Genomic DNA, 23,204 nt, shown 5'->3' on the forward strand with positions numbered 1-23,204 from the left:
CAACCGTTGCCCAACCCCGACCGGTGCTCAGCGCCGAGGATTCCGCGGGTCTGGGCTTTGGGTATGCGGTTCGGGTGGAGGCAGCGGCCCCTGCAGCGGCGTGTCGGTCGGTTCGGCCAACGAGGATTCGGGGGTGTGCGACGCCGACATCGTCTTCTCGTCGAGGCTGTCCTTCTCGGCGTCTGGGTCGACCTCATTTGAGGTGCGGAACATGAAGAAGAACACCACCCAGCCGATAGCGGCGATGAGCAGCCAGCTGATCGCCCGGTAGATCAGCATGGCCGAGATGGCCGACGGCAGCGACATACCACTGGATACCAGACCGGGCACCAGCACTGCCTCGACAACCAAGAGACCGCCCGGCATCAGCGGGAGCGACCCGACCGCGCGGGCCGCCGCATAAGCGACCGTCAAACCGGCGAGGGACGCGTTGTCACCGGTGGCATAGGCCGCGAAGCCCAGACAGGCGACATCGGCGACCCAGTTGAAGAGTGACCAGCTGAACGCGATTGTCAAGTCGCGGCGGCTCAGGCTGACCGATTCGAGCTGCATGAGGATCTCACGCCACTTGTCCACCCCGGTGTCGGCCGGTTTGCCGCGGATTGAGTTCACCCACGACAGGACGCGCAACCCGATCCCGTCCATCAGCTCGGGTCGTGAGGCCACCGCCTGACCCAGCAGCAACAATGCGACGAAACCACCCAGCGTAAAGAGCAATGAGAACGGGTTGTTTTTCGCGCCCAGCAGAAAGGCGCCACCCAGCCCGAGTAGTGCTAACCCCACCGCCTGCAACACGCCCGACATCACCAGCTGCCACGATGCCACCAGCGTCGACGCACCCCAGAGTCGTTGCTGTCGAAGCAGAAACGTGGCTGAGAGTACCGGCCCCCCGGGCAGCGTGGTGCTCAGCGAGTTGGCGGCGTAGTAGGCCGCCTCGGAGCGCCACTGCTTCACGTGCACCCCAGCGGACTTCAGCAAAGTGCGTTGGATCTGAGCAAAGCTGTGGATCGATGCGGCGGCGGCCAGCGCCGCGGCGAGCAGCCACCACCACTTGGCCGAGTACAGGCTTGTCCAGGCCTTGGCCAACTGGTCCCACACCAGGGCGATCTCGACCGCGAGAATGGCGGCCACAACGGCGAGAACCGCCCATCGGACCCACCAATACCTGCCGCGTGCAGCCGCATCCTGCTGACGGCGGTTGCGGGCCGGCGCGTCTTGCGACACGTGGTTCAGGGTAGCCGCGCGGGTCGTCCCGCAATCACGTTTGCCGCATGCGTCGTGTCGCATACCGTCGTCAGCGTGACCAGTGGTGGTGCGGGTGCGACAGCTACGCTTACGCCCATGCCGTCGACCCCTGACGACGATTCGGTCGAGCCGATTGTCCGTAAAACCGCGGCGTGGGCTTGGCGCTTGTTGGTCATCCTGGCCGCGGCGGTCGCGTTTTTCTGGCTAGCCAGGCGGCTCGCGATCGTCGTCGTTCCGGTACTGGTGGCGTTGATGTTGACGGCGTTGCTGGTGCCGGCGGTGGACTGGCTGAATCGCCGCGGCGCCCCTCGCGGTGGGGCGGTGGCGCTGGTCCTGCTTACCGGCATGGCGATCGTAGGTGGCATCCTCGCGTTCGTCATCAGCCAGTTCGTCATCGGGTTGCCCGGGCTGGTCGAACAAGTAACGCGCAGCATCGATTCCGTCCGCAAATGGCTGATCGAAGGACCGCTGCATCTGAGTCGCGCGCAGATCGACAACGCCGGGAATGCGGCCATCCAAGCACTGCGCAACAACCAAGAGAAGTTGACCAGCGGCGCGGTGTCCACGGCGGCCACCGTGACCGAGGTTGTCACGGGCGCGTTGATGATGCTGTTCACGCTGATCTTCTTTCTCTACGGGGGGCGCAACATCTGGCACTACGTGACCAAAATCTTCCCGGTGCGCGTGCGGGATCGGGTACGCGCTGCCGGCAGCGCTGGATTCAGGTCGCTGATCGGCTATGTGCGGGCAACATTTTTGGTGGCGCTGGTGGACGCTGCGGGGGTGGGCACTGGGCTGGCGATCATGGGGGTGCCGTTGGCGCTGCCGCTGGCCTCGCTGGTGTTTCTGGGAGCTTTTATTCCGCTAGTCGGTGCTGTGATCAGCGGCTTTCTGGCTGTAGTGGTCGCGCTGTTGGCTAAAGGGTTTATCTATGCGCTGATCACTTTGGGCGTGCTCATCGGAGTGAACCAACTTGAGGCACATATTTTGCAGCCGCTCGTGATGGGCCGTGCGGTGTCGATCCATCCGCTGGCTGTGGTACTCGCCATCTCGACGGGCGGGGTGCTGGCCGGGGTTGTCGGAGCGTTGCTGGCTGTTCCGACGGTAGCGTTTCTCAACAACGCATTTCGGGTTTTGACGGCGTCGCAGCCGTCCACTGAACCGCTCACTCACGACGGTGAGGGTTCAGCCATCATGCAGGCGGAGCCGGACAGCCTGGAGGACCGCTCCGAGTAGCGGGCTGCGAGGAGCTGGTCCGACTATTGGGGTCAGAGGACCGCTCCGAGTAGCGGGCTGCGAGGAGCTGGTCCGACTATTGGGGTCAGAGGACCGCTCCGAGTAGCGGGCTGCGAGGAGCTGGTCCGACTATTGGGGTCAGGGGACCGCTCCGAGTAGCGGGCTGCGAAAAACTGGGTCTACTGGGATTTCAGGGGACCGGTCAAGGCCCAAGGGATGGCACCGAGGAGCGCGGCGGCCCCAGGCGCGGCGTGCCGTTGGAAGCCGCAGCCTCATTCCAGTTGAGAAGCCGTTGGAAGCCGCAGCCTCATTCCAGTTGAGAAGGTTGAAAACAGTTGAGAAGGTTTAGAAGCGGCCTTCGCGGCGCAGCAAATCTTGAGCACTGAGCCCGCCACCGCGGCGCGGACGGGTGTTGTCGGCGTTATCGCCGTGCTGTTCTCTGGTGTCGATTTTTTCGGTCGCCGCCTCGGCGTCATTGTCCTGGGGTGACGACACGGGAAGCGCCGTAGTGGAATCCTCGGCGTCGTTCTGCTCATGGCCTGAAAAGTGCTGCGGAACGGGTATTGCTCGGGTCTGACCGGCAGACGGCGGCGGTGGCGGTGCGCTCTCTTCCGGGTCGCGTGGGTCACCAGCGTGATCGCCGTGCTTGCGGTTGCCCCGCAGCTCGCTGAGCCAAGACTCGATTTCACGACCCTGCGGCGGTGCTGTGCGGGCTTTTCGGGGACGCTGAGTGGCCGGGGATGCTTTCATCGCGGCGCCCCCGGTGGAGAGGCGAGTCGTTGGCGGCTCCTCAGCCTCTCCCGCGCCGGCGGGCATCCGGGTCGTGCTCGCCGCTGACGGGGTGATTTGAGCTCTCTGCTCCGGTCGCTGCGCCGCGCGTGAACGCGGCGGCCCGCCGACGGCCGGGTGGGTGGGGTCGTGCGGCGGTCGCGGCGCGGTGGCGATCGGGCCGCGCATCGCGACTGGAGGCCGATCACCGCCATATCTGGCCACAGCGGGCCGCACTTTACGCTCGTCGGGCAGATGGATTTCGCCGAGCCCGATACGGTTCTGCAGCCGCTTCATCCAGCGCGGCGCCCACCAGCAGTCGTCACCGAGCAGCTTCATCACCGATGGCACCAGGAACATCCGCACCACGGTGGCGTCCAGCAGTAACGCCGCGATCAATCCGAACGCCAGGTATTTCATCATCACCAGATCGGAGAACACGAATGCGCCCGCGACTACGGCGAGGATCAGTGCAGCGGCGGTAATGATCCGCCCGGTGGTTGCCGTTCCGATGCGGATAGCCTCAGCGGTCGACATGCCGCGTTCTCGCGCCTCGACCATGCGGGAGACCAAGAACACCTCGTAATCGGTGGCTAACCCGTACCCCACGGCGATGACCAGCCCGATCACCGGCGCCGTTAATGGGGTCGGAGTGAAATTCAGCCACCTGGAGAAGTGTCCCTCGACAAATATCCAGGTCAAGATGCCCAGTGTCGACCCCAGCGTCAGCGCGCTCATCACCGCGGCCTTGATCGGCAGCACCACCGATCCAAACGCCAGGAACATCAGCACGGTGGTGGTGCTGATCAGGATCACCAGCATCAAGGGCAGCTTTGCGAACAGCACGTGAATGCTGTCCTGCTCCAGCGCCGGGGTACCACCGACCCACACGGTAACTCCCTTGGGGGCGGTGATAGCGCGCAACTCGCTGACCTTCCGAGCCGCGTCATTACGGTTGACCAGGCCGTTCTGGATGACCCGGACCGCCGGATTCTTCGACGCGCCCTGCGCATAGGGGCGCTCCTGCCACATCTGCGCCGGATCGTGGTTCGGGTCGGTGAATCCGCTGATCGCCATCGCCTGGTTGCGAATGTCGGCGATCTGCTGATCGGTGACAGGTCGATGGTTGTCGGTCTGGATCACCAGGGTCAGCGGCTCGGTGCGGTAGCCGGGAAAAAGCTTGTCAAATTCTTCTTGTGCCTGGCGCACCGGGTTGCTTGGTGGCAGATATTTTTCGCTGATACCTCCCAGCCGCAAATTGCCCAACGGGATAATCAGCAAAACCATAGCGATGATAATCGGGGCTGCGAACAGCACCGGTCGTTTCATCACCCGGTTGACCAGCTTGCCCCAAAATCCGGCCTCGACCTCTTCGCGCGTTTTAGTCCGTTGCAGCAGGTCGGCGAGCCAGCTCAAATAGGCGCGGGAAAATCTCCAGTTCGCCAGCAACGGTATTCGGAATAGTGTCCGTACCCCGAGCGCGTCGACATGGCGCCCAAGCAGCCCGAGACAGGCCGGCAACACGGTGATCGACAGCACCGCCGACAACATGACCGACGCGATCATGGCGTAGGTCAGCGATCTCAGAAAGCCCTGCGGGAACAGCAGCAATCCGCTCGCGGAGGCGACGATGATCACCGCCGAGAACGTCACGGTGCGTCCGGCCGTCATCACCGCACGACGCACCGCCGCCTCGGTGTCATAGCCCTCGGCGATCTCCTCACGGAAGCGGCTCACCACAAAAAGCCCGTAATCGATTGCCAGACCGAGGCCGATCAGCGTGACCACCGGCTGGGCGAAATAATGCACCGGGCCGAACACCGCGACGAGTCGCATAATCCCCAGCGCACCGGCGATGGACAGCCCGCCGACCATCACCGGCAGGCCGGCGGCGACCACCCCTCCGAACACGAAGAACAACACCACTGCCACCAGCGGCAACGCCAGGACTTCGGCTCGCCTCTGATCTTTGGCGATGGTGCCGGTCAACGCGTTGGCCACCGGCTCCAACCCGGCGAGTTTGACCGTGCCGCCGTCAAGCTTTTGCAGGTCGGGTGCGATGGCCTTGTAGTTGTTGAGAATGGTGTCGTCGTCGTCACCCCGAAGGGGAATGCTGACAAAGGTGTACTTCTTGTCCGGGGTCACCATGCCCTGAACAACGTGGCTCTTCGAGTCGGGCGCTCTGAGGTAACCGGCCCATCCGAGGACCTGTTTGGGGTGGTCGCGTTGAAATTGGTTGAGTTCGGCCACGATCTTCTTCGACCACGCCGGGTCGGTGACCGTTTTACCGGCCGGAGCGTGGAAGATCGCCACGATGTGACCGGTGCGGTCCCGGCCGTAGACCTCGTCGGCGAGTTTTGACGCCTTCACTGACTGGCTGCTGTCGTCGTAAAAACCGCTCTGGGTCACATGCGAGCCCAGCGTCAACCCGAAGATGCCGCCGCCGAGGCATAGCGCCACCAGCACGCCGATTACGATGAATCGGTAGCGGTAGACAGTTCGACCCCACCAGGCGAACACACAAGCTCCTTACTGGATCCGTGGCGACGCGCGCATTGGTTTTCCAGTCTCACACACGCGAGGTCAGTAGCGAGGACAGCGGCCGGAACGGCTGCAGCCACGCTCCCTGCTCCGGCAGCGAATCTAGGCCGATTCGCGGCAACGGTTCCCGGAACACACCGTCGATGTCCTCCAGGTCGACGAACTCCAAGCTATCCGACGCTAGCGCCCAACTGGCGTGTTCGCGAAATCCGAGCACCTGGACGGGGACCCCGGCGCGTGCGATTTCCTCCAGCGGTTGGCGGAAGGCCTGACCGTCGGCGGAGGCCACTACCAGCGCGGCAAGTCCTTCGGTGCACCGGAGATCGATATGCCGGAGCATGTCGCCGTCGACATCGCTGTCGTCGTCGATCTTTGGTTTGGCGAAAACCGCAAAGCCCACGTTACGCAACGCGTCGACCCACGGGCGCACCACTTCGGCTGTGCCAGGTGCGACGTTGGTGAAAACCGTGGCTTCCGGTTCGACCACGACGTCCCGATGATCAGCGGCGATCTCTGCGGTGCGCGCCAACAGCCAGCGGCCCAGCGCGTCGAAACGCGGGCGTTCCAAAGCGGTCGGCCGACGGCCGAGGATCGAGCCTAAGCCCATGTCGAGATTGGGCGCATCCCACACCAACAACACCCGCCGGACCGGCAGCCCGAAGCCGGCCACTCCGTTCACCGATGGATCCACAGCAACCGGGGCGACCGGCTCGGGGACCGCCGGGGTGGTCTCTTCGGTCATGCTCATCAGTCAGCGTCTTTCCCAGACCAGGTCGGTGACGGCGTTGCCCGCCTGCCGGGCTTTCGATTCGTATTTGGTGCTGGGCCGCACGACGGAGATCGCCAGTTGGCGGGAACCGGGATCGGTGCGCCGGAGCCGGGGCTCGGCGTCGCCGACCTCGGCGATGTGTTCGGCATAACCACGGTGGTCGGTGGCCACGTGCAAAACGCCGCCGGGCCGCAGCCGGTCCGCGATCAGGCTTATGGTGGCCGGCTGCAGCAGTCGGCGTTTGTGGTGGCGCTTTTTGGGCCACGGATCCGGAAAAAAGACCCGGACTCCGGTCAGCGAGCCCGGCGCGATCATGTGTTCCAGCACATCGACCGCGTGACCGCAGATCAGCCGCACATTGCCGACATTCTGCTGTTCCAGTGCGCACAGCAGCTGCGCCAGCCCCCGCTGGTACAACTCCACCGCGATGACATCGACATCGGGTTCGGATTGCGCCATCGCCAACGTCGACGTACCGCTACCACAGCCGATTTCCAGCACCAGCGGAGCGTCACGACCGAACCAGGCCCGGGTGTCTAGCTCGGTGACGGTGGCGTGCCGGCCCAGGTGAGGCCAGAGCCGCTGCCAGGTCTTTTGCTGCGCACTCGAGAGAGACCCACGCGAGCGGAAGCTGGTGGTCTGGGGATAGCGCTTCCCGGCGCGTGGCGCAGGCTGACCGCTATCGGGCGGATGCGACGGGATCACCAGGGCCGCCTCATGCTGCGCACGCATTCGTCCATGGTGGCCCATGAACCCATGATGTAGCCGCCGGGTGGGGCAGATTGATACCCAACAGTTGTCTTCACCTGGTAACGGCCCGGTGGCTCGCGTCCCGGCGATGCAGATGTCACGATTCGGTAGGGCTTGCCGGCCAGGCCCAGTGAGTGACGCCATGGTGATGCAGTCTGGCCGGCGGGCCTGAGGAGGACCCGGATGGACAATCACATCGCTCGGCGACAATACCAACCAGGCTGCGGCCCTGCCCGGCGGCGATGTGCACCGGGCAATGTCACGAGCGGGAAATGGTGATCCGGAGCGGGCCGGGAGCCGAACAGCGGAGAGCGAACAGACGGGACATGCGCGGGCAGGGGCATCAGATCTTCGCCGAAAAGCTGAGGCGATTTGCCGCTGACGCCGCCAATCCGCGGGTGGCGGCGATCGCCCAGCGAGTCGGAGCACCGCTGCGGATTGCGGTGTCTGGACGTCGTGGGGTGGGTCGGGCCACGGTCGCGCGAGCCCTGGCAGCGGCGGGTTTTGCTGTGACAGCACAGGACAGCTCCGAGGTGGTTGTCTACGTGATCGCGGAGGTGCTCAAACCGGAAGACCAGGTCGCCCTGGCGGCTGCGCGGCGTCCGGTGTTGGCGCTGCTGAACAAGGCGGATGTGGCCGGCTTGCGTTCCGGCGCGGGGCCGCTCGTGTTCGCGCGGAACCGCTGCGCGCAGTTTTCAGCGCTGACCGGGGTACCGATGGAGCCGCTGGTCGGTCTGCTGGCCGACGCCGTGCTGAACAACCTGCTCGACGGTGTCCTGTGTGAGGCGTTGTCGACGCTGGCCGCCCATCGCTTCGATGACGGCTCGCCGGGTGTTGTGGCGGCAGCGCGCGGTGTGCTGCCCGCGGCGACCTGGCGACATTTGCTGGACACTCTCGACGTATTCGGTGTTGCCGTGGCGATCGCCGCGATCCAGCAGGGCAGGCCCGCTGCGGAGATCCCTGCGCTCCTGCTGGGCGTGAGCAATGCCGACGCCGTTGTCGACCGGCTCACTGCGCTCGGGAGCGAGGCCTGTTACTTGCGGGTATGCGATGCTGTCACCGAATTGGAGGCGCTGGCCGTCACCGACCCGAATGTCGGCGAGTTCCTGTGTTGCGATGACACGGTGATCGCCCGGATGGACGCGGCCGCCGATGTGCTCGACGCGGCCGGCATGGGTGTCGAGCGGTGCGACGGCCGGGCCGCGTACCTGGCTCGCGCGGTGCGCTGGACGCAGTACAGTCGCCGACGAGTGAGCCCCGTGCAGCGCGCCTGCAGCGCCGATCTAGCCAGGGGATCGCTTCGGCTGTGGGCACGCACCGGCGGGTCTGTGTCGATAGCGGCGCGTTCCGGAGCATCACCGTGACCGGTCAGACCTGCGACGACCCGGTCGCGCAGGTGGACGCGCTGGTCGCCGCCATCGGCCCTCGTCTGAGTTTTCCCGCCATCCGCCGCCGCGACGTCGTGCTCGTGACCGGCCCGTGGCTGGCCGGGGTCAGCAGCGTGGTGGCCGCCTTACGGGACCGGCTGCCCCAGTATGCGTTCGTGGAGTCGAACGACCTCGCCGCCGGGGACGCGCCAACGGCAGTGGTGTTCGTGGTCTCCGCTGCCGCCCCGCTCACCGCATCCGATTGCGCGCTGCTCGATGTTGCCGCCGCCGACACCGACGTCGTGATCGGTGTGGTGTCAAAGATCGATGTGCACCGCAAATGGCGCGACGTGTTGGCGGGCGACCGCGAGCTCTTGGCCGCGCATGCGCCGCGCTACCACCGGGTGCGTTGGGTTGGAGTGGCCGCCGCACCCGAGCTGGGTGAACCACACCTGGATGATCTGGTTGCTGCGCTCGAAGAACAACTCGGCGATCCGGATGTCGCGCGGCGAAATAGATTGCGGGCATGGGAATCTCGGCTGAATACCGTCGCACGGCGTTACCACCGCGACGCCGAGGGTGCGGGTCGGCGGGCGCGAGTGCAGGCACTGCGGGAACAACGCAGCACCATCGTGCGGCAGCGGCGAATGGCGAAAACTGAGCGCACCATCGCGCTGCGCAGCCAGATCCAGCAGGCGCGAGTGCAGCTTTCCTATTTCGCGCGCAGTCGCTGCTCCTCGGTGCGCGGTGAACTGCAAGAGGACATCACCGGCCTGACACGGCGGAAACTACCGGAGTTTGAGGCCTATGCGCGTGAGCGGATCGAGCAGGTGCTGACAGAAGTCGACGAGGGTGCCACAGCGCACTTGACAGATGTCGCGCAGGCGCTCGCGGTGACGGCGGATCCGCCGAGCGCCGAGCGTCCGCGGCTGGAGATACCGCGTCCGCCGTTGAGATCCCGCCGGCTGGAAACCCGATTGATGATGCTGCTGGGCGCCGGTTTCGGGCTGGGTGTCGCGCTGACACTCAGCCGGTTGGTGACCCACCTGGCGCCGGGGCTGACGCTCGCCGGTACCGCGGCATGTGTCGTGATCGGACTGGCGGTGACGGTGTGGGTTGTTGGCACCCGCGGCCTGCTGCATGACCGTGCAGTGCTGGACCGCTGGGTGGGCGACGCGATCGCATCGCTGCGGTCGGCGGTGGAGCAACTCGTCGCCACCCGGGTACTGGCGGCCGAGTCGGTGCTCAGTACAGCACTGGGGGAACAAGACGAACTCGATAACGCCAAAGTCACCCGGCAGGTCAGCATGATCGACACCGAGCTGCGGGAACATGCCATCGCAGGCGCACGGGCGGCGGCGTTGCGGGACCGTGAAATGCCAACACTTCAGGCCGCGCTCGAGGCGGTTCGGGCGGAGCTGGGCGACGTGGGCGCACCTAAAACTGACGAAGCCGTCAGTAAATCAGGAGACGCTGTGCCGCGGTGTGAAACGGACTTGCTACTGGGTACCCAACACAACGAAAACGATCGCGTTCCCATCGACGAGGGCAGATGGTAACGGTTCTGAATTGTTCCTGTAAGGGAGCTGATACCCGCCCGGGCCGGTTGGGAGAAATGGCCCGCGATAGCCTGTGTTAAGGCCATCGTAAGAATCGCGTGGGCGATTGCATGCACAACGGTGCATAGCGGGCGCCGCGTTGAGAGCGAGCAGGAGAGTTCGATGACGTCAGCGACCATTCCCGGTCTGGATACCGCGCCGACTAATCACCAGGGGCTGCTGTCCTGGGTTGAGGAGGTGGCCGAGCTCACCCAGCCAGACCGGGTGGCTTTTGCTGACGGCTCCGATGAGGAATGGCGACGGCTCACGGACCACCTCGTCGAGGTCGGGACGTTCAAACGGCTCAATCCCAAAAAACACCCCAACTCTTTCCTCGCGTTATCCGATCCGTCCGATGTGGCGCGGGTGGAGTCGCGGACTTTCATTTGTTCTGAGCGGGAGGCCGACGCGGGGCCGACCAACAACTGGGTGGAACCCGCGGAAATGCGCTCCACTATGACCGATCTGTACCGCGGTTGCATGCGCGGTCGAACCATGTGGGTGGTGCCGTTTTGCATGGGACCGCTCGGTGCCGACGATCCCAAGCTGGGTGTGGAGATCACCGATTCCGAATACGTCGTCGTCTCAATGAAAGTCATGACGCGGATGGGCACCTCTGCCCTTGAGAAGCTTGGTGACAACGGTTTTTTCGTCAAGTGTTTACATTCGGTGGGAGCCCCGCTGGAGCCGGGTCAAAAAGACGTGCCGTGGCCGTGCAATGACACCAAGTACATCACCCATTTCCCGGAGACCCGCGAGATATGGAGCTACGGTTCGGGCTACGGGGGCAACGCGCTGCTCGGCAAAAAGTGCTATTCGTTGCGCATTGCATCGGTGATGGCCCGCGATGAGGGCTGGCTAGCCGAGCACATGCTGATCCTCAAGCTGATTTCGCCGGAGAATAAGGCCTACTACATCGCAGCGGCGTTCCCGTCGGCCTGTGGAAAGACCAACCTGGCGATGATCCAACCGACGATTCCGGGCTGGCGTGCCGAGACGTTGGGTGACGACATCGCCTGGATGCGGTTTGGTAAGGACGGCCGGCTGTACGCGGTCAACCCAGAAGCCGGGTTTTTCGGGGTGGCACCCGGCACCAACTGGAAATCAAATCCCAACGCGATGCGCACCATCGCAGCCGGTAACACCGTGTTCACCAACGTCGCAATGACTGATGACGGCGAAGTGTGGTGGGAAGGCCTGGAAGGCGATCCGCAGCACCTCATCGACTGGAGAGGCAACGACTGGTATTTCCGCGAGACGGAAACCACTGCTGCACATCCGAATTCGCGATATTGCACACCGATGTCGCAGTGCCCGATATTGGCTCCGGAGTGGGATGATCCGCAGGGCGTGCCGATTTCGGCGATTTTGTTCGGCGGCCGGCGCAAGACCACGGTGCCGCTGGTGACCCAGGCGCGCGACTGGCAGCACGGCGTGTTCATCGGCGCCACCTTGGGCAGTGAGCAGATCGCGGCGGCCGAGGGCAAGGTCGGTACCGTGCGGCGCGACCCGATGGCCATGCTGCCGTTCATGGGCTACCACGTCGGTGACTACCTCCAGCACTGGATCGACATAGGCAAGAACTCCGACGAGTCCAAGCTGCCGAAAGTGTTCTTCGTCAACTGGTTCCGCCGTGGAGAAGACGGCCGGTTTTTGTGGCCGGGTTTCGGCGAGAACAGTCGGGTGCTGAAGTGGATCGTTGACCGTATCGAGCAGAAAGCAGGTGGCCGGTCCACCCCGATCGGCATCGTGCCCGGGGTGGAGGATCTGGACCTCGACGGCTTGGACGTGGAGCCCGCCGATGTCGCCGAGGCTCTTGCGGTCGACCCCGCAGAGTGGCGTACTGAGCTGCCGCTGATCGAGGAGTGGTTTGAGTTCATCGGTGAGAAGTTGCCCAGCGGCATCAGGGACGAATTCGACGCGCTGAAACAGCGGCTGGCCGAGTAGCGCACGATCCTCAGCCGCCTCTGGGTGATGGCGCAAAAGGCGGGGGCGTTGGCGAAAACCGGTGTTGTCGCCCCCGGTCGGTGAAGGCTGGCGCAGCCGGGTCATCAGGGTCGGATGTCACGCACTTCGCCGGCTGGTGCTCCCACCCCAGGTGGGGTGGAGTATCCTGGTGGTGATGCGAGGCGGTGAGTAAGTGATGAGCACGGAATTGACGGCGAAGAAGCGTGCTGCGCTGAATCGGCTGAAGACGGTTCGGGGCCATCTCGACGGGATCATTCGGATGGTGGAGTCCGATGCGTACTGCGTGGAGGTGATGAAGCAGATCTCGGCGGTTCAGTCCTCGCTGGAGCGGGCGAACCGGGTGATGTTGCACAATCATTTGGAAACATGCTTTTCCTCTGCGGTGCTGAATGGTGATGGGCAAGCAGCCATTGAGGAGCTGATCGATGCCGTCAAGTTCACACCGGCACTGACCGGTCCGCAGGCGCAGTTAAACGGCACCGCAGTCGGCGAATCTCACTGAGAACCACCCGGCGGGGGCGGGGAATCTCCGGCGAAGGCAAGCAGATTCTTGGTGTCGGCCCTGTGGCGGCGCGCTGACGGAACAACGAGAGACGAAGGATGTATCCGGAATGTCTTGGCAGGGATTCGTGACGAGGGCGACACCCACGGTGGTGACCGGCGTGGCGGGGGCTGCCGCGTTTGAGGCGCTTCGTCGGGCGATGGCGAAGGCGCCGCTGCGGAAGGCGGCCGTGATCGCGACCGCCTGGGGCATGCGCGTTGTGCGAGAAGCCGAGCGCAAGGTGGGGCAAAGCGCTGAACAGGTGCGACTGACGGTGGCCGATGTGATGGCCGAGGCCAGGGAGCGGGCCGGACAGGACGTTGCACCGCCGACCGTGGCGAACTCTGGCGATCATGACCGTTGACGTCCGTCCCGGTGCCGACGCCGGGCTGAACGTTGTTGCTCATGCTTCAGGGCGAATGCGTTTGCACGTCAGTGGGTTTGACGTCAACGCGGTTCGTGCCGTCGCGATCGAGGAGACCGTCGCCAGGGTGGCTGGTGTGCAGTGTGTTTACGCCTATCCGCTTACGGCGTCGGTGGTTGTCTGGTATTCACCGGGGCGATGCGACACGGTCGAGGTGCTGTCGGCGATCGCCGAAGCCGAGCACATCCCGACAGAAGTGCTGCCCCGGCGTGCCCCGCACTCGGCTGGAACCCGCAAAAGCGGGGTCGTGCGGCGCATTGCCGACAGGATGGGGCCGCTGCTGTTGGGGAGCCGCCCTCGCGCGAGCGGTCCCGCGGACATCGAGGATTGCAGCGGCTGTTCTGCCGGAGCGGTCACCGCCACCGGATTGTCGCCGAACGAGCAGAGCCGGCGCGAGCGCCGCACCTGGCTGCGGCGAGTCTGGGTGGCCTTACCGCTGGGCCTGGTGTCGACGGCGACGATGGTCTTCGGCCAGCCGTGGGCCGGATGGCTGGCCTTCGCCGCGACAGTGCCGGTGCAATTCGTCGCCGGCTGGCCGTTCCTGACAGGCGCGGTACGGCAGGCGCGGGCGGGCACATCGAATATGGACACGCTCATCACGCTGGGCACGCTGACCGCGTTCAGCTACTCCACCTATCAGCTGTTCGCCGGCGGACCGCTGTTTTTCGACACCGCAGCGCTGATCATCGCGTTCGTGGTGCTGGGCCGCTATTTCGAGGCCAGCGCCCAGGGCAAGGCGCGCGAGGCGATCAGCACACTACTGGAGATGGGCGCCAAGGAAGCCTGCCTGCTCGTCGACGGTCAAGAACTCCTCGTACCCATTGAGCAGGTCCGCGTTGGGGACCTGGTGCGGGTACGCCCGGGCGAGAAGATCCCGGTCGACGGCGAGATCGTCGACGGGCGCGCCGCCGTCGACGAATCGATGCTCACCGGCGAGTCCGTCCCGGTCGAGAAGAAGGTCGGTGACCACGTTGCCGGAGCCACGATCAACACCGACGGGCTGCTGACCGTGCGCGCCACCGCCGTCGGGGCCGATACCGCGCTGGCTCGGATCGCGCGTCTGGTCGAGCAGGCCCAGGGCGGCAAGGCCCCCGTGCAGCGGTTGGCCGACCGGGTCTCGGCGGTGTTCGTCCCGGCGGTCATCGGGGTCGCCGTTGCGACGTCTGCCGGGTGGGCGCTGATCGCCGCCGACCCGGTCGCCGGTATGACCGCGGCGGTGGCGGTGCTGATCATCGCCTGCCCGTGTGCGCTGGGACTGGCCACCCCGACCGCGATCATGGTCGGCACCGGCCGCGGCGCCGACTTGGGGATTTTGGTCAAGGGCGGCGAGGTGCTGGAAGCCTCGAAGAAGATCGACACCGTCGTGTTCGACAAGACCGGCACCCTGACGCGCGCCCAGATGCGGGTGACCGATGTGGTGGCCGGCAAACGGCACCAGCCGGACCTGGTGCTGCGCCTGGCCGCCGCCGTCGAGGCAGGCTCCGAGCACCCCATCGGCGCGGCGATCGTCGCCGGCGCGCACGAGCGCGGGTTGGAGATTCCCGGCGCGACGGCGTTCGCCAACCTGGCCGGGCACGGGGTGCGCGGCGAGGTCGACGGCACGCCGGTGCTGGTCGGGCGGCGCACACTCGTCGACGAGCAGCGCTTGCAGCTTCCCGGGCACCTCGCCGCGGCCGCTGCCGAATTCGAGGCCCAGGGGCGCACCGCGGTGTTCGTCGGTCGCGGCGACCTGGTCGTGGGCGTGGTGGCGGTGACCGACACGATCAAAGACGATGCCGTCGACGTGGTGCGCCAGCTGCACGCCATGGGGCTGCAGGTCGCCATGATCACCGGTGACAACGCCCGTACGGCGGCTGCGATCGCCGAGCAGGCCGGGATCGACCGGGTGCTCGCCGAGGTGTTGCCCCAAGACAAGGTTCGTGAGGTGCGCCGGCTCCAGGACGAGGGCCGGGTGGTGGCCATGGTCGGCGACGGCGTCAACGACGCCCCCGCGTTGGTGCAAGCCGACCTGGGCATTGCGATTGGCACCGGCACCGACGTCGCCATCGAAGCGTCCGACATCACCGTGATGTCGGATCGGCTCGACGGTGTCGTGCACGCGATCCAGCTGTCTCGGCAGACCCTGCGCACGATCTATCAGAATCTCGGCTGGGCCTTCGGCTACAACACCGCCGCCATCCCGCTGGCCGCGCTGGGCGTGCTGAGCCCGGTCGTGGCGGGCGCGGCAATGGGGTTCTCGTCGGTCAGCGTGGTGGCCAACTCGCTGCGGCTGCGCCGGTTCGGCCGCTACCCGCCGCACACCGAAAGCCTTGGTAACGTGCATGATCTCTGACCCGGTGCTGCGTTGGGTGGTGACCGGACTGTTTGTGCTGTCCGCCGCCGAATGTGGGTACGCGATTCTTGCCAAACGCCGTCCGTGGACCATGGTTGTCAGCCATGGATTGCATTTCGCCATGTCCGTGGCGATGGTGGTGATGGTCTGGCCGCGGGGCGCGCAGCTGCCGGCGTCGGGGCCGATGCTGTTATTCCTCTGGGCGACAGCGGTCTTCGCGACAATGGCCCTCGTTGTGGCCCGAACACCGACGTTGCGGCTGCAGTACGGATACAACAGTCTGATGATGCTGGCGACGGCCTGGATGTATGCCCTCATGGATGATGATCTGCTGACCATCAGATCGGGCACCCAGAGCGTCGCGCACTCGGGCGCTGCGCTTCCGGGCACGGGCATGGCGACCATGACCATGTCGGCAAGCGGCGGGTCACCAGCGTGGTTGGGCGCGATCAACTGGTGCGGCACGGTAACGTTCGCGGCCGCGGCGGTGTTCTGGACCCACAAGCACATCGTCGAGCGGCTCCAGGGAATCGGCCGATCCAGGTCGCTGGGAAGTTTGGGTCAGGCGGCGATGGCCGCCGGCATGACAATCCTCTTTGTGGCGACGCTGTTTCGGATCTGAGCACATTGCTCACGCCCCGGACCCCGCACCGACACGTCCCGGTCCGGCAAGACCAGGGGCAAGGCAACGGCCGCACTTGACAGCCGTCAAATTTCGCGGCGGTACAGTCGGCGTATGCAAATTCGCGAACACCTCGGTGCCGGCAAACCCGCTGTTATCCTGCACCCTTCCGGCACCGTGATCACCTTCGACGAGCTCGAGGCCCGCGCCAACCGGTTGGCGCACCACTTCCGCGACGCAGGGTTACGCGAAGGCGACGCTGTCGCGATCCTCATGGAGAACAATCAGCATATTCACGCGGTCATGTGGGCAGCGCGGCGCAGTGGCTTGTACTACGTGCCGATCAACACCCACTTGACCGCGCCCGAAGCGGCCTACATCATCGACAACAGCAGCGCCAAGGCGATCATCGGTTCAGCGGGGCTGCGCAAGACCTGCGAAAACCTGGCCGAGCGTCTGCCCGGCGGGCTTCCGGGTCTGCTGATGATCGCCGACGATGAGCTTCCCGGCTGGCAGCGCTACCCGGAGTGCGTCGCACACCACCCCGACACCCCTATCGACGACGAACGCGAAGGCGATCTGCTGCAATACTCGTCGGGCACCACAGGCCGGCCCAAGGGGATCAAACGCGAACTGCCACATGTCTCGCCCGCCGCAGCGCCGGGAATGATGTCGGCACTGGTGGGAACGTGGATGGACACCGAGTCCGTTTATCTGAGCCCGGCGCCGATCTATCACACGGCACCGTCGGTGTGGTCGATGAGTGTCCAGGCGGCAGGTATAACGACGGTCGTTCTGGAGAAATTCGACCCCGTCGGTGCGCTGGAGGCTATTCAGCGTTACCGGGTCACACATGCCCAATTCGTGCCGGCGATGTTTGTGCGGATGCTGAAACTTCCTGACTCCGTGCGTGGCTCGTATGACGTGTCCAGCCTCAAGCGGGTGGTTCACGCGGCGGCGCCGTGCCCGGTGGAGATCAAAAAGAAAATGATCGACTGGTGGGGGCCAATCATCGACGAATATTACGCGTCGTCGGAGGCTACCGGGTCGACGTGGATCAGCGCGGAGGAATGGCTGGCTCATCCCGGTTCGGTCGGCAAGCCGATGCTGGGCAGCGTGCACATCCTGGACGAAGACGGCAACGAATTACCCCCCGGGCAGGCGGGTGAGATCTACTTCGAAGGCGGATATCCGTTCGAATACCTCAACGACCCGGCGAAAACCGCTGCGTCACGCGATAAACATGGCTGGGTGACGGTCGGCGACGTCGGCTATCTCGATGAGGACGGCTACCTCTACCTGACCGATCGGCGTCACCACATGATCATCTCCGGCGGGGTCAACATCTATCCGCAGGAGACCGAGAACATGCTGGTTACCCATCCTAAAGTGCTGGACGCGGCGGTGTTCGGCATCCCCGACGACGAAATGGGCCAACGCGTCAAGGCGGTGGTGCAGACCGTCGACCCCGCTGACGCCACCGAGCAGTTCGCCGACGAGCTGCTGGCGTGGCTGCGAGATCGCCTGGCGCACTACAAATGTCCCCGGTCGATCTCGTTCGAGGTTGAGTTGCCGCGCACCGACACCGGCAAGCTGTACAAGGGCGAGCTGATCAACAAGTATTCGGTGTGACATTACGCATCGTCGAGGTGTCGGAGCCTGAGCCCCAGACCCGTCCGGCGTGCCCGTCGGTTCCGGTCTGTGCCGTCGGGTCACTTGATGATGCGCGCGAATTTTGGTTGCAGTATGCGACTTTCACCCTCACCGAAGACGACGCTGACGACCGTCGTGTGGTCACCGTCGACTCGCTCAGCTCCGCGGTCGCTGAATTGCGGGCGCGGGTGCAGCGCTGGCCACTGGCCGCCTCGGTATGTGACGATGTGCTGCGGTCGGTGGATCCCACCGGTCCCACGCTGGCCGGTGTAATGACCGAGTCGCTGGCGTATTCCACTTTGCAAGGCGGGCCGGAGTTCGCCCGCTGGCTTGCCGAACGCGGGCCGGCGACGATGCCCCACATTCCTGATCCGGTGCTGGTCGAGCGCGACGGCAATACCCTGCGCCTGACCTTCGACCGCCCGCAACGCCACAACGCGTTCTCCACCGACGCGCGGGCGGCATTACTGGAAGGGTTGGCCGTCGCGCAGCTGGATCCCTCCATCGACGAGCTCGTGCTGGCCGGCAACGGTCCGTCATTCTGCAGCGGCGGTGACCTCGCCGAATTCGGGTCATTCGCCGACCCGGCCAGCGCTCATCTCGCTCGCACCCGGCATAGCCCGGCGCTGGTCTTAGACGAGCTGGCCATGCGCCTTGGCCCGCGGTGCCGCGCCGAAGTGCACGGTCAAGTGCTGGGCAGTGGACTGGAGATGGCGGCGTTCTGCGGGCGGGTCGTCTGCCGGCGCGACGCCGTGCTGGGGCTGCCCGAACTCAGCCTGGGGCTGATACCCGGTGCCGGGGGGACCGTCAGCGTGACACGGCGGATCGGTCGTTGGCGCACGGCCTATCTGGTGCTTTCGGGGCGGACCATCGATGCCGCGACCGCTCTGGCCTGGGGACTGGTGGACGAGATCTCCTGACTAAGACCCGGAGCGCAGCACTGCTTGCTCGCGCAAAAACCGCAGCACGGCGTCGAGCATCTCGGTGCCGTCGAGTAGTTGTGGGCTATTGTGGTCAGCACCCGCTACCATGACGAACCGCTTTGGTTCACAAGCTTTCTCGTAGAGTCGACGGCTGAGCTCGGCGGGCACCAGATTATCGCGCTCACCGGCGATCACCAACACAGGGGCAGCCACCCGCTGGATCCGGTCGATCGACGGATACCGGTCGGCCAGCAGCGCTGAGACCGGCAACCACGGGTAATGCAGCCGGCCGACGTCGGCCAGCGACGTGAACGGCGAGCGCAGCACCAGCGCCGCCGGCGGCGATTCGAGCGCCAACCGGACCGCGACGGCGGCGCCGAGTGACTCACCGAAGTAGACGATGCGGAGCGGGTCGACATGCGGGTGAGCGTCCAAGAATGCCCGCGCTGCCCGCGCGTCAGCGGCCAGCCCTTTCTCACAGGGACGGCCGGGGTTACCGGCGTAGCCGCGGTAGTCGAACAGCAGCACCGAAAGACCCGCGCGGGCCAGCGCAGCGGCCAGAGGGGCGCGCATCATGCGATCACCGGCATTGCCGTTGCAGACCAAGACCGCCGGCCCACAGTCTGCGGCAGGAATGAACCAGCCGCCCAGCCGCATCCCGTCCTCGGTATCCAATGTCACGTCCTCGCCGCGGCCCAGCACCGCGCCGACAGCGGGCACCGGACTACGCGACGGAAAGTAGATCAGCCGTCGTTGCACAGACCTCAGCACCGGGACGGCGTCGGCAACATGGCGCATTCGCACACTATGGCAGAGCCGCCGGTGCGCCCAATACGGCGCTGGCCTTCTCTGCTGTCACGATTTGCGCACCAGTGTGGACGCGAACAGCGCGGAAGGCCGGGCCCGACGGTGCGCGGCTCCGCGCCGAGCACCGGCATGCGGTAACCATCGACGCTTCCACGCCGCTGCCAGGTGGTGACGCCTCTTCCGGGGTGCGCCGGTGGCAACGGCAATCTTGCGCGCCTTGCCTGTGTTCACCGGGATACTCAGTCGCAGAACACCGTTGGTGTAGTCAGCGCTGATTTTGTCGGGGTCGGGCCGATCGGTGAGCCAAAGGTGCCGGGTGAACACCCCGTGCGGACGCTCAGCAACCAGCCAGCTGCGATCCTGGCTGGCGGGGTAAGCGCGCTCGGCCCGCACGGTTACCACGTCGCGTTCGACACTGACATCGAGCGAGTCGGGAGTGATGCCCGGGAGGTCGAACTCCGCAACGAATCTGTCCCCATCGCGCCAGGCATCCATCCGCATCAGCGCCGGCCGGGCTGCGGCGCCGGCGGTTGGGCTCAGTAGCTGTTGAGTGAGCTGGTTGACGTGACCGACTAACGGATCGGACAAGCCCACCATCTCGATCACCTCCTTTGGTGTGGGCACGTATCAGACCGGCGGGCAGACGAGTGACACAAGCCGGCGGGCCCGCGTCAGACAGACCGGAACCCGCCGTCAACCGATCGCCTCCCCAACCTCCCGAACGGACAACAGAAGCCGCCCGAGCGCAAACTCGTCGGAGACGGCTTCATCCACCACGCGGTCGATGGTGTGCCTGCCGTGGGCAGGCGCGTCGACTCAGGCGTTGATCGCTTTCTGCGCGCCGGTCGCAATGGCGATCTTGCGCGGCTTAGCCGCTTCGGCCACCGGAATGGTCAGCCGTAACACACCGTCGGTGTAGTCGGCGGTGATCTTGTCGGTGTCCAGGCCATTGCCGAGGAACACCTGTCGGCTGAACACGCCGTGCGGACGCTCGGCTACCAGCCAGTCGCGATCCTCTTTCGCGGCGGGGCGTTCGGCGCGCACGGTCAGCACATCGTTGTCCACGCTGACGTCCAGCGACTCGGCGTTGATACCAGGCAGGTCGAGTTCCACCACGTAGTTATCGCCGTCCCGCCAGGCGTCGACCGGCATCACCGCCGGACGGGTCAGGGTACCCAGCGTGGCACCGAACAACTGCTGAGTTAGTCGATCGAAATCACGGAAGAATGGATCAAACCCCAACATGGCTCTCACCTCCTTTCGCCACCTATTCTATGCTTTCTGCCACAGATAACCTATAGAGATTGGATGATATTCCCTGTAGTGCGAGGTACAGTGCCGACGAAGCAGTCGGCGTGGCGGGGATACCGTGCGCGGGTTAAATCCCGCCGCGACGCACCAGCTGCTCAGCGATGACGTTGCGCTGGATCTCGTTGGTGCCCTCGCCGACGATCATCAGCGGCGCGTCACGGAAGTAACGCTCGACGTCGTATTCGGTGGAGTAGCCGTACCCGCCGTGGATGCGCACGGCGTTCAGCGCGATCTCCATCGCCACCTCGGACGCGAACAGCTTGGCCATTCCGGCCTCCATGTCGCAGCGCTGGCCGCTGTCGTAGCGCTCGGCGGCATAACGGGTGAGCTCGCGGGCAGCGGTGAGCTTCGTCGCCATATCGGCCAGATAGTTGCCGACGGCCTGGTGCTTCCAGATCGGTTTGCCGAAGGTCTCCCGCTGCTGGGCATAGGCCAACGCGTCCTCCAAAGCTGCCGTCGCCACACCGAGGGCGCGCGCCGCCACTTGGATACGCCCGGTCTCAAGACCTTTCATCATCTGGGCGAAACCCCGGCCGGGCACCCCGCCCAGAATCGCCGCGGCGGGCACCCGGAAACCGTCGAACGACAGCTCGCAGCTCTCCACACCCTTGTAGCCCAGTTTGGGCAAATCCCGCGACACCGTCAGCCCGGGTCCGGGTTCGACCAAAACCACCGAAATCCCGCGGTGCCGGGGCGTGGCGTGCGGGTCGGTTTTGCACAACAGCGCGATCAGCCCGGAATGCCGGGCGTTGGAAATCCAGGTTTTAGATCCATTGATCACCAACTGATCTCCGTCGGGCAATGCGGTGGTCGACATGTTCTGCAGATCCGAGCCGCCGCCGGGCTCGGTCAGCGCCATGGTGGCCCGCAGCTCGCCGGTGGCCATCGGCGGCAGATATGCGCGTTTTTGCTCCTCGGTGCCGAACAGGGAAAGCAGCTTGGCGACGACGGTGTGCCCGCCCATCGCCCCGGCCAGGCTCATCCAGCCCCGCGCCAGCTCCTGGGTGACCAGCACATAGCACGGCATCGACACCGGTGAGCCGCCGTATTCCTCGGGCACGGCCAGCCCGAAGATCCCGATGCGTTTCATCTGCTCGATCCACTGCTCGGGATAACTGTTGGCGTGCTCGACCTCACGCACGGTCGGCTTCACGTCACGATCGATAAACGCCCGCACTGTCGCGACCAGCATGGCTTCGTCGTCACTTGATGTGCTGCTCACCTGCGCCACCTCATCCATGAGATCGTTGGACACCCACGGGGAAAGACTGCCAGCATGTGAGGCTGTGACGGTGTCCAGCCAGATCAGTGGCCGCGAAGGCGGCCCCTTTTTCGACGACCTGTCGGTGGGACAGGTGTTCGACACGGCGCCGACGGTGACGTTAACGGCCGGCATGGCCGCGGTGCATCAGTCCATCGTGGGAGATCGGCTGCGGCTCGCGCTGGACGCCGATCTGTGCGCCGCGGTGACCGGCGCACCCGCGCCGCTGGCGCATCCGGCGCTGGTCTGCGATGTGGCGATCGGCCAGAGCACACTGGCCACCCAGCGCGTCAAAGCCAACCTGTTCTACCGCGGGCTGGCGTTTCACCGGTTCCCGATCCTCGGCGACACCCTCTACACCCGCACCGAGGTCATCGGGTTGCGGGCGAACACGGTTAAGCCCGGCCGGGCGCCGACCGGGTTGGCGGCGCTGCGGATCACCACCATCGACCAGGCCGACCGGCTGGTGCTCGACTTCTACCGCTGCGCCATGCTGCCGGCCAGCCCGGGGTGGCGCCCGGATGAGGAGCCGGGCCGCGATGATGACCTGTCCGCCGTCGGCGCCGACGTGGTGCCGCCGGCGTCCGATCCGACCGCCAACTGGGACGGGCGGGCTTTCCGCACGCGCGTACCCGGACCCCACTTCGACGCCGGGCTGGCCGGCACAGTGCTGCACAGCACCGCCGACGTGGTCAGCAGCGCTCCCGAGCTGGCCCGTCTGACTTTGAATATCGCTGCGACACACCACGATTCACGGGTCAGCGGGCGCCGGTTGGTATACGGTGGGCATACCATCGGGCTGGCCCTGGCGCAGGCCACTCGGCTATTGCCCAATCTGGTGACGGTGTTGGGCTGGCACTCGTGTGATCACACCGGTCCGGTGCACGAGGGCGACACACTGTATAGCCAGTTACATGTCGAGTCGGCCGAGCCGATGGCGCAGGGCGGGGTGCTGGGGCTGCGATCGCTGGTCTATGCGGTCAGCGAGGCCGGCGCCGACCGCCCGGTGCTGGATTGGCGTTTCACCGCGCTGCAGTTCTAACGCGGCTCTCGTCGTGCGCGAGCGTACCGCTGCGAACACCAGTCGG

19 protein-coding genes are annotated in these 23,204 nt (G+C 65.4%); 11 read left to right on the forward strand and 8 right to left on the reverse strand.

Annotated features, from left to right (window positions below; translation table 11 throughout):
• Positions 1-27: 27 nt before the first annotated feature.
• On the reverse strand, positions 28-1,224 hold the full coding sequence (locus tag G6N08_RS06255) for a lysylphosphatidylglycerol synthase transmembrane domain-containing protein (RefSeq protein WP_246216622.1): 1,197 nt from the start codon (positions 1,222-1,224) through the stop codon (positions 28-30).
• 117 nt (positions 1,225-1,341) lie between these two features.
• On the opposite strand from G6N08_RS06255, the gene G6N08_RS06260 reads away from it, so the two are divergent.
• On the forward strand, positions 1,342-2,481 hold the full coding sequence (locus tag G6N08_RS06260; RefSeq protein ID WP_163755314.1) for an AI-2E family transporter: 1,140 nt from the start codon (positions 1,342-1,344) through the stop codon (positions 2,479-2,481).
• 345 nt (positions 2,482-2,826) lie between these two features.
• Here the strand turns inward: G6N08_RS06260 and mmpL3 are convergent, their stop codons facing one another.
• From mmpL3 to trmB, 3 genes are read right to left on the reverse strand one after another with little or no spacing between them, the layout of a single operon-like run.
• Positions 2,827-5,769: a trehalose monomycolate exporter MmpL3 gene (gene mmpL3, locus G6N08_RS06265; RefSeq protein WP_163755316.1), complete on the reverse strand. Its 2,943-nt coding sequence runs from the start codon at positions 5,767-5,769 to the stop codon at positions 2,827-2,829.
• A 49-nt stretch (positions 5,770-5,818) separates the two neighbouring features.
• Entirely contained in the window at positions 5,819-6,538 is a 720-nt protein-coding gene (locus tag G6N08_RS06270) for an NYN domain-containing protein (RefSeq protein ID WP_163755318.1), read from the reverse strand.
• A 3-nt stretch (positions 6,539-6,541) separates the two neighbouring features.
• The gene (gene trmB, locus G6N08_RS06275; protein ID WP_163755320.1) at positions 6,542-7,309 is read right to left on the reverse strand and encodes a tRNA (guanosine(46)-N7)-methyltransferase TrmB; all 768 of its coding nucleotides are present in this window, start codon (positions 7,307-7,309) and stop codon (positions 6,542-6,544) included.
• A 326-nt stretch (positions 7,310-7,635) separates the two neighbouring features.
• Here trmB and G6N08_RS06280 point away from each other — a divergent pair, with 326 nt between their 5' ends.
• The 9 genes from G6N08_RS06280 (at position 7,636) to G6N08_RS06320 (ending at position 18,734) form a co-directional block, all read left to right on the forward strand.
• The gene (locus tag G6N08_RS06280) at positions 7,636-8,673 is read left to right on the forward strand and encodes a hypothetical protein (protein ID WP_163755322.1); all 1,038 of its coding nucleotides are present in this window, start codon (positions 7,636-7,638) and stop codon (positions 8,671-8,673) included.
• Entirely contained in the window at positions 8,670-10,235 is a 1,566-nt protein-coding gene (locus G6N08_RS06285; RefSeq protein WP_246216623.1) for a hypothetical protein, read from the forward strand. The genes G6N08_RS06280 and G6N08_RS06285 overlap by 4 nt, the downstream gene beginning before the upstream one ends.
• A 162-nt stretch (positions 10,236-10,397) precedes the next feature.
• Positions 10,398-12,221 carry a phosphoenolpyruvate carboxykinase (GTP) gene (locus tag G6N08_RS06290; protein ID WP_163755324.1) on the forward strand — a complete coding sequence of 608 codons (1,824 nt, stop codon included), beginning with the start codon at positions 10,398-10,400 and terminating at the stop codon, positions 12,219-12,221.
• Between the two features lie 196 nt (positions 12,222-12,417).
• Positions 12,418-12,744 carry a metal-sensitive transcriptional regulator gene (locus G6N08_RS06295; protein WP_163755326.1) on the forward strand — a complete coding sequence of 109 codons (327 nt, stop codon included), beginning with the start codon at positions 12,418-12,420 and terminating at the stop codon, positions 12,742-12,744.
• 109 nt (positions 12,745-12,853) lie between these two features.
• Positions 12,854-13,147 carry a DUF1490 family protein gene (locus tag G6N08_RS06300; protein ID WP_163755328.1) on the forward strand — a complete coding sequence of 98 codons (294 nt, stop codon included), beginning with the start codon at positions 12,854-12,856 and terminating at the stop codon, positions 13,145-13,147.
• 55 nt (positions 13,148-13,202) lie between these two features.
• Complete coding sequence (locus tag G6N08_RS06305; protein WP_163756762.1) at positions 13,203-15,539, forward strand: copper-translocating P-type ATPase; 2,337 nt, start codon at positions 13,203-13,205, stop codon at positions 15,537-15,539.
• On the forward strand, positions 15,529-16,161 hold the full coding sequence (locus G6N08_RS06310; RefSeq protein WP_163755330.1) for a DUF5134 domain-containing protein: 633 nt from the start codon (positions 15,529-15,531) through the stop codon (positions 16,159-16,161). The genes G6N08_RS06305 and G6N08_RS06310 overlap by 11 nt, the downstream gene beginning before the upstream one ends.
• A 114-nt stretch (positions 16,162-16,275) precedes the next feature.
• Positions 16,276-17,793, forward strand: coding sequence for a fatty-acid--CoA ligase FadD4 (fadD4, locus tag G6N08_RS06315; protein ID WP_163755332.1), 1,518 nt, complete (start codon positions 16,276-16,278; stop codon positions 17,791-17,793).
• Positions 17,790-18,734: an enoyl-CoA hydratase/isomerase family protein gene (locus tag G6N08_RS06320; RefSeq protein ID WP_246216624.1), complete on the forward strand. Its 945-nt coding sequence runs from the start codon at positions 17,790-17,792 to the stop codon at positions 18,732-18,734. The genes fadD4 and G6N08_RS06320 overlap by 4 nt, the downstream gene beginning before the upstream one ends.
• Here the strand turns inward: G6N08_RS06320 and G6N08_RS06325 are convergent, their stop codons facing one another.
• The 4 genes from G6N08_RS06325 to G6N08_RS06340 all read right to left on the reverse strand — a co-directional run bounded on the left by G6N08_RS06325 (position 18,735) and on the right by G6N08_RS06340 (position 22,077).
• Positions 18,735-19,535 carry an alpha/beta hydrolase gene (locus tag G6N08_RS06325; RefSeq protein WP_163755334.1) on the reverse strand — a complete coding sequence of 267 codons (801 nt, stop codon included), beginning with the start codon at positions 19,533-19,535 and terminating at the stop codon, positions 18,735-18,737.
• 57 nt (positions 19,536-19,592) lie between these two features.
• Positions 19,593-20,141: an Hsp20/alpha crystallin family protein gene (locus tag G6N08_RS06330; protein WP_163756766.1), complete on the reverse strand. Its 549-nt coding sequence runs from the start codon at positions 20,139-20,141 to the stop codon at positions 19,593-19,595.
• Between the two features lie 219 nt (positions 20,142-20,360).
• Positions 20,361-20,789, reverse strand: coding sequence for an Hsp20/alpha crystallin family protein (locus G6N08_RS06335; RefSeq protein WP_170301265.1), 429 nt, complete (start codon positions 20,787-20,789; stop codon positions 20,361-20,363).
• Positions 20,790-20,922: 133 nt separating this feature from the next.
• Entirely contained in the window at positions 20,923-22,077 is a 1,155-nt protein-coding gene (locus G6N08_RS06340) for an acyl-CoA dehydrogenase family protein (RefSeq protein ID WP_281352700.1), read from the reverse strand.
• A 70-nt stretch (positions 22,078-22,147) separates the two neighbouring features.
• Here G6N08_RS06340 and G6N08_RS06345 point away from each other — a divergent pair, with 70 nt between their 5' ends.
• Positions 22,148-23,158: a MaoC family dehydratase gene (locus G6N08_RS06345; RefSeq protein ID WP_163756767.1), complete on the forward strand. Its 1,011-nt coding sequence runs from the start codon at positions 22,148-22,150 to the stop codon at positions 23,156-23,158.
• Positions 23,159-23,204: the final 46 nt, after the last annotated feature.

It is taken from the genome of Mycobacterium botniense (assembly GCF_010723305.1).
In the GTDB taxonomy this organism is placed as follows: domain Bacteria; phylum Actinomycetota; class Actinomycetes; order Mycobacteriales; family Mycobacteriaceae; genus Mycobacterium; species Mycobacterium botniense.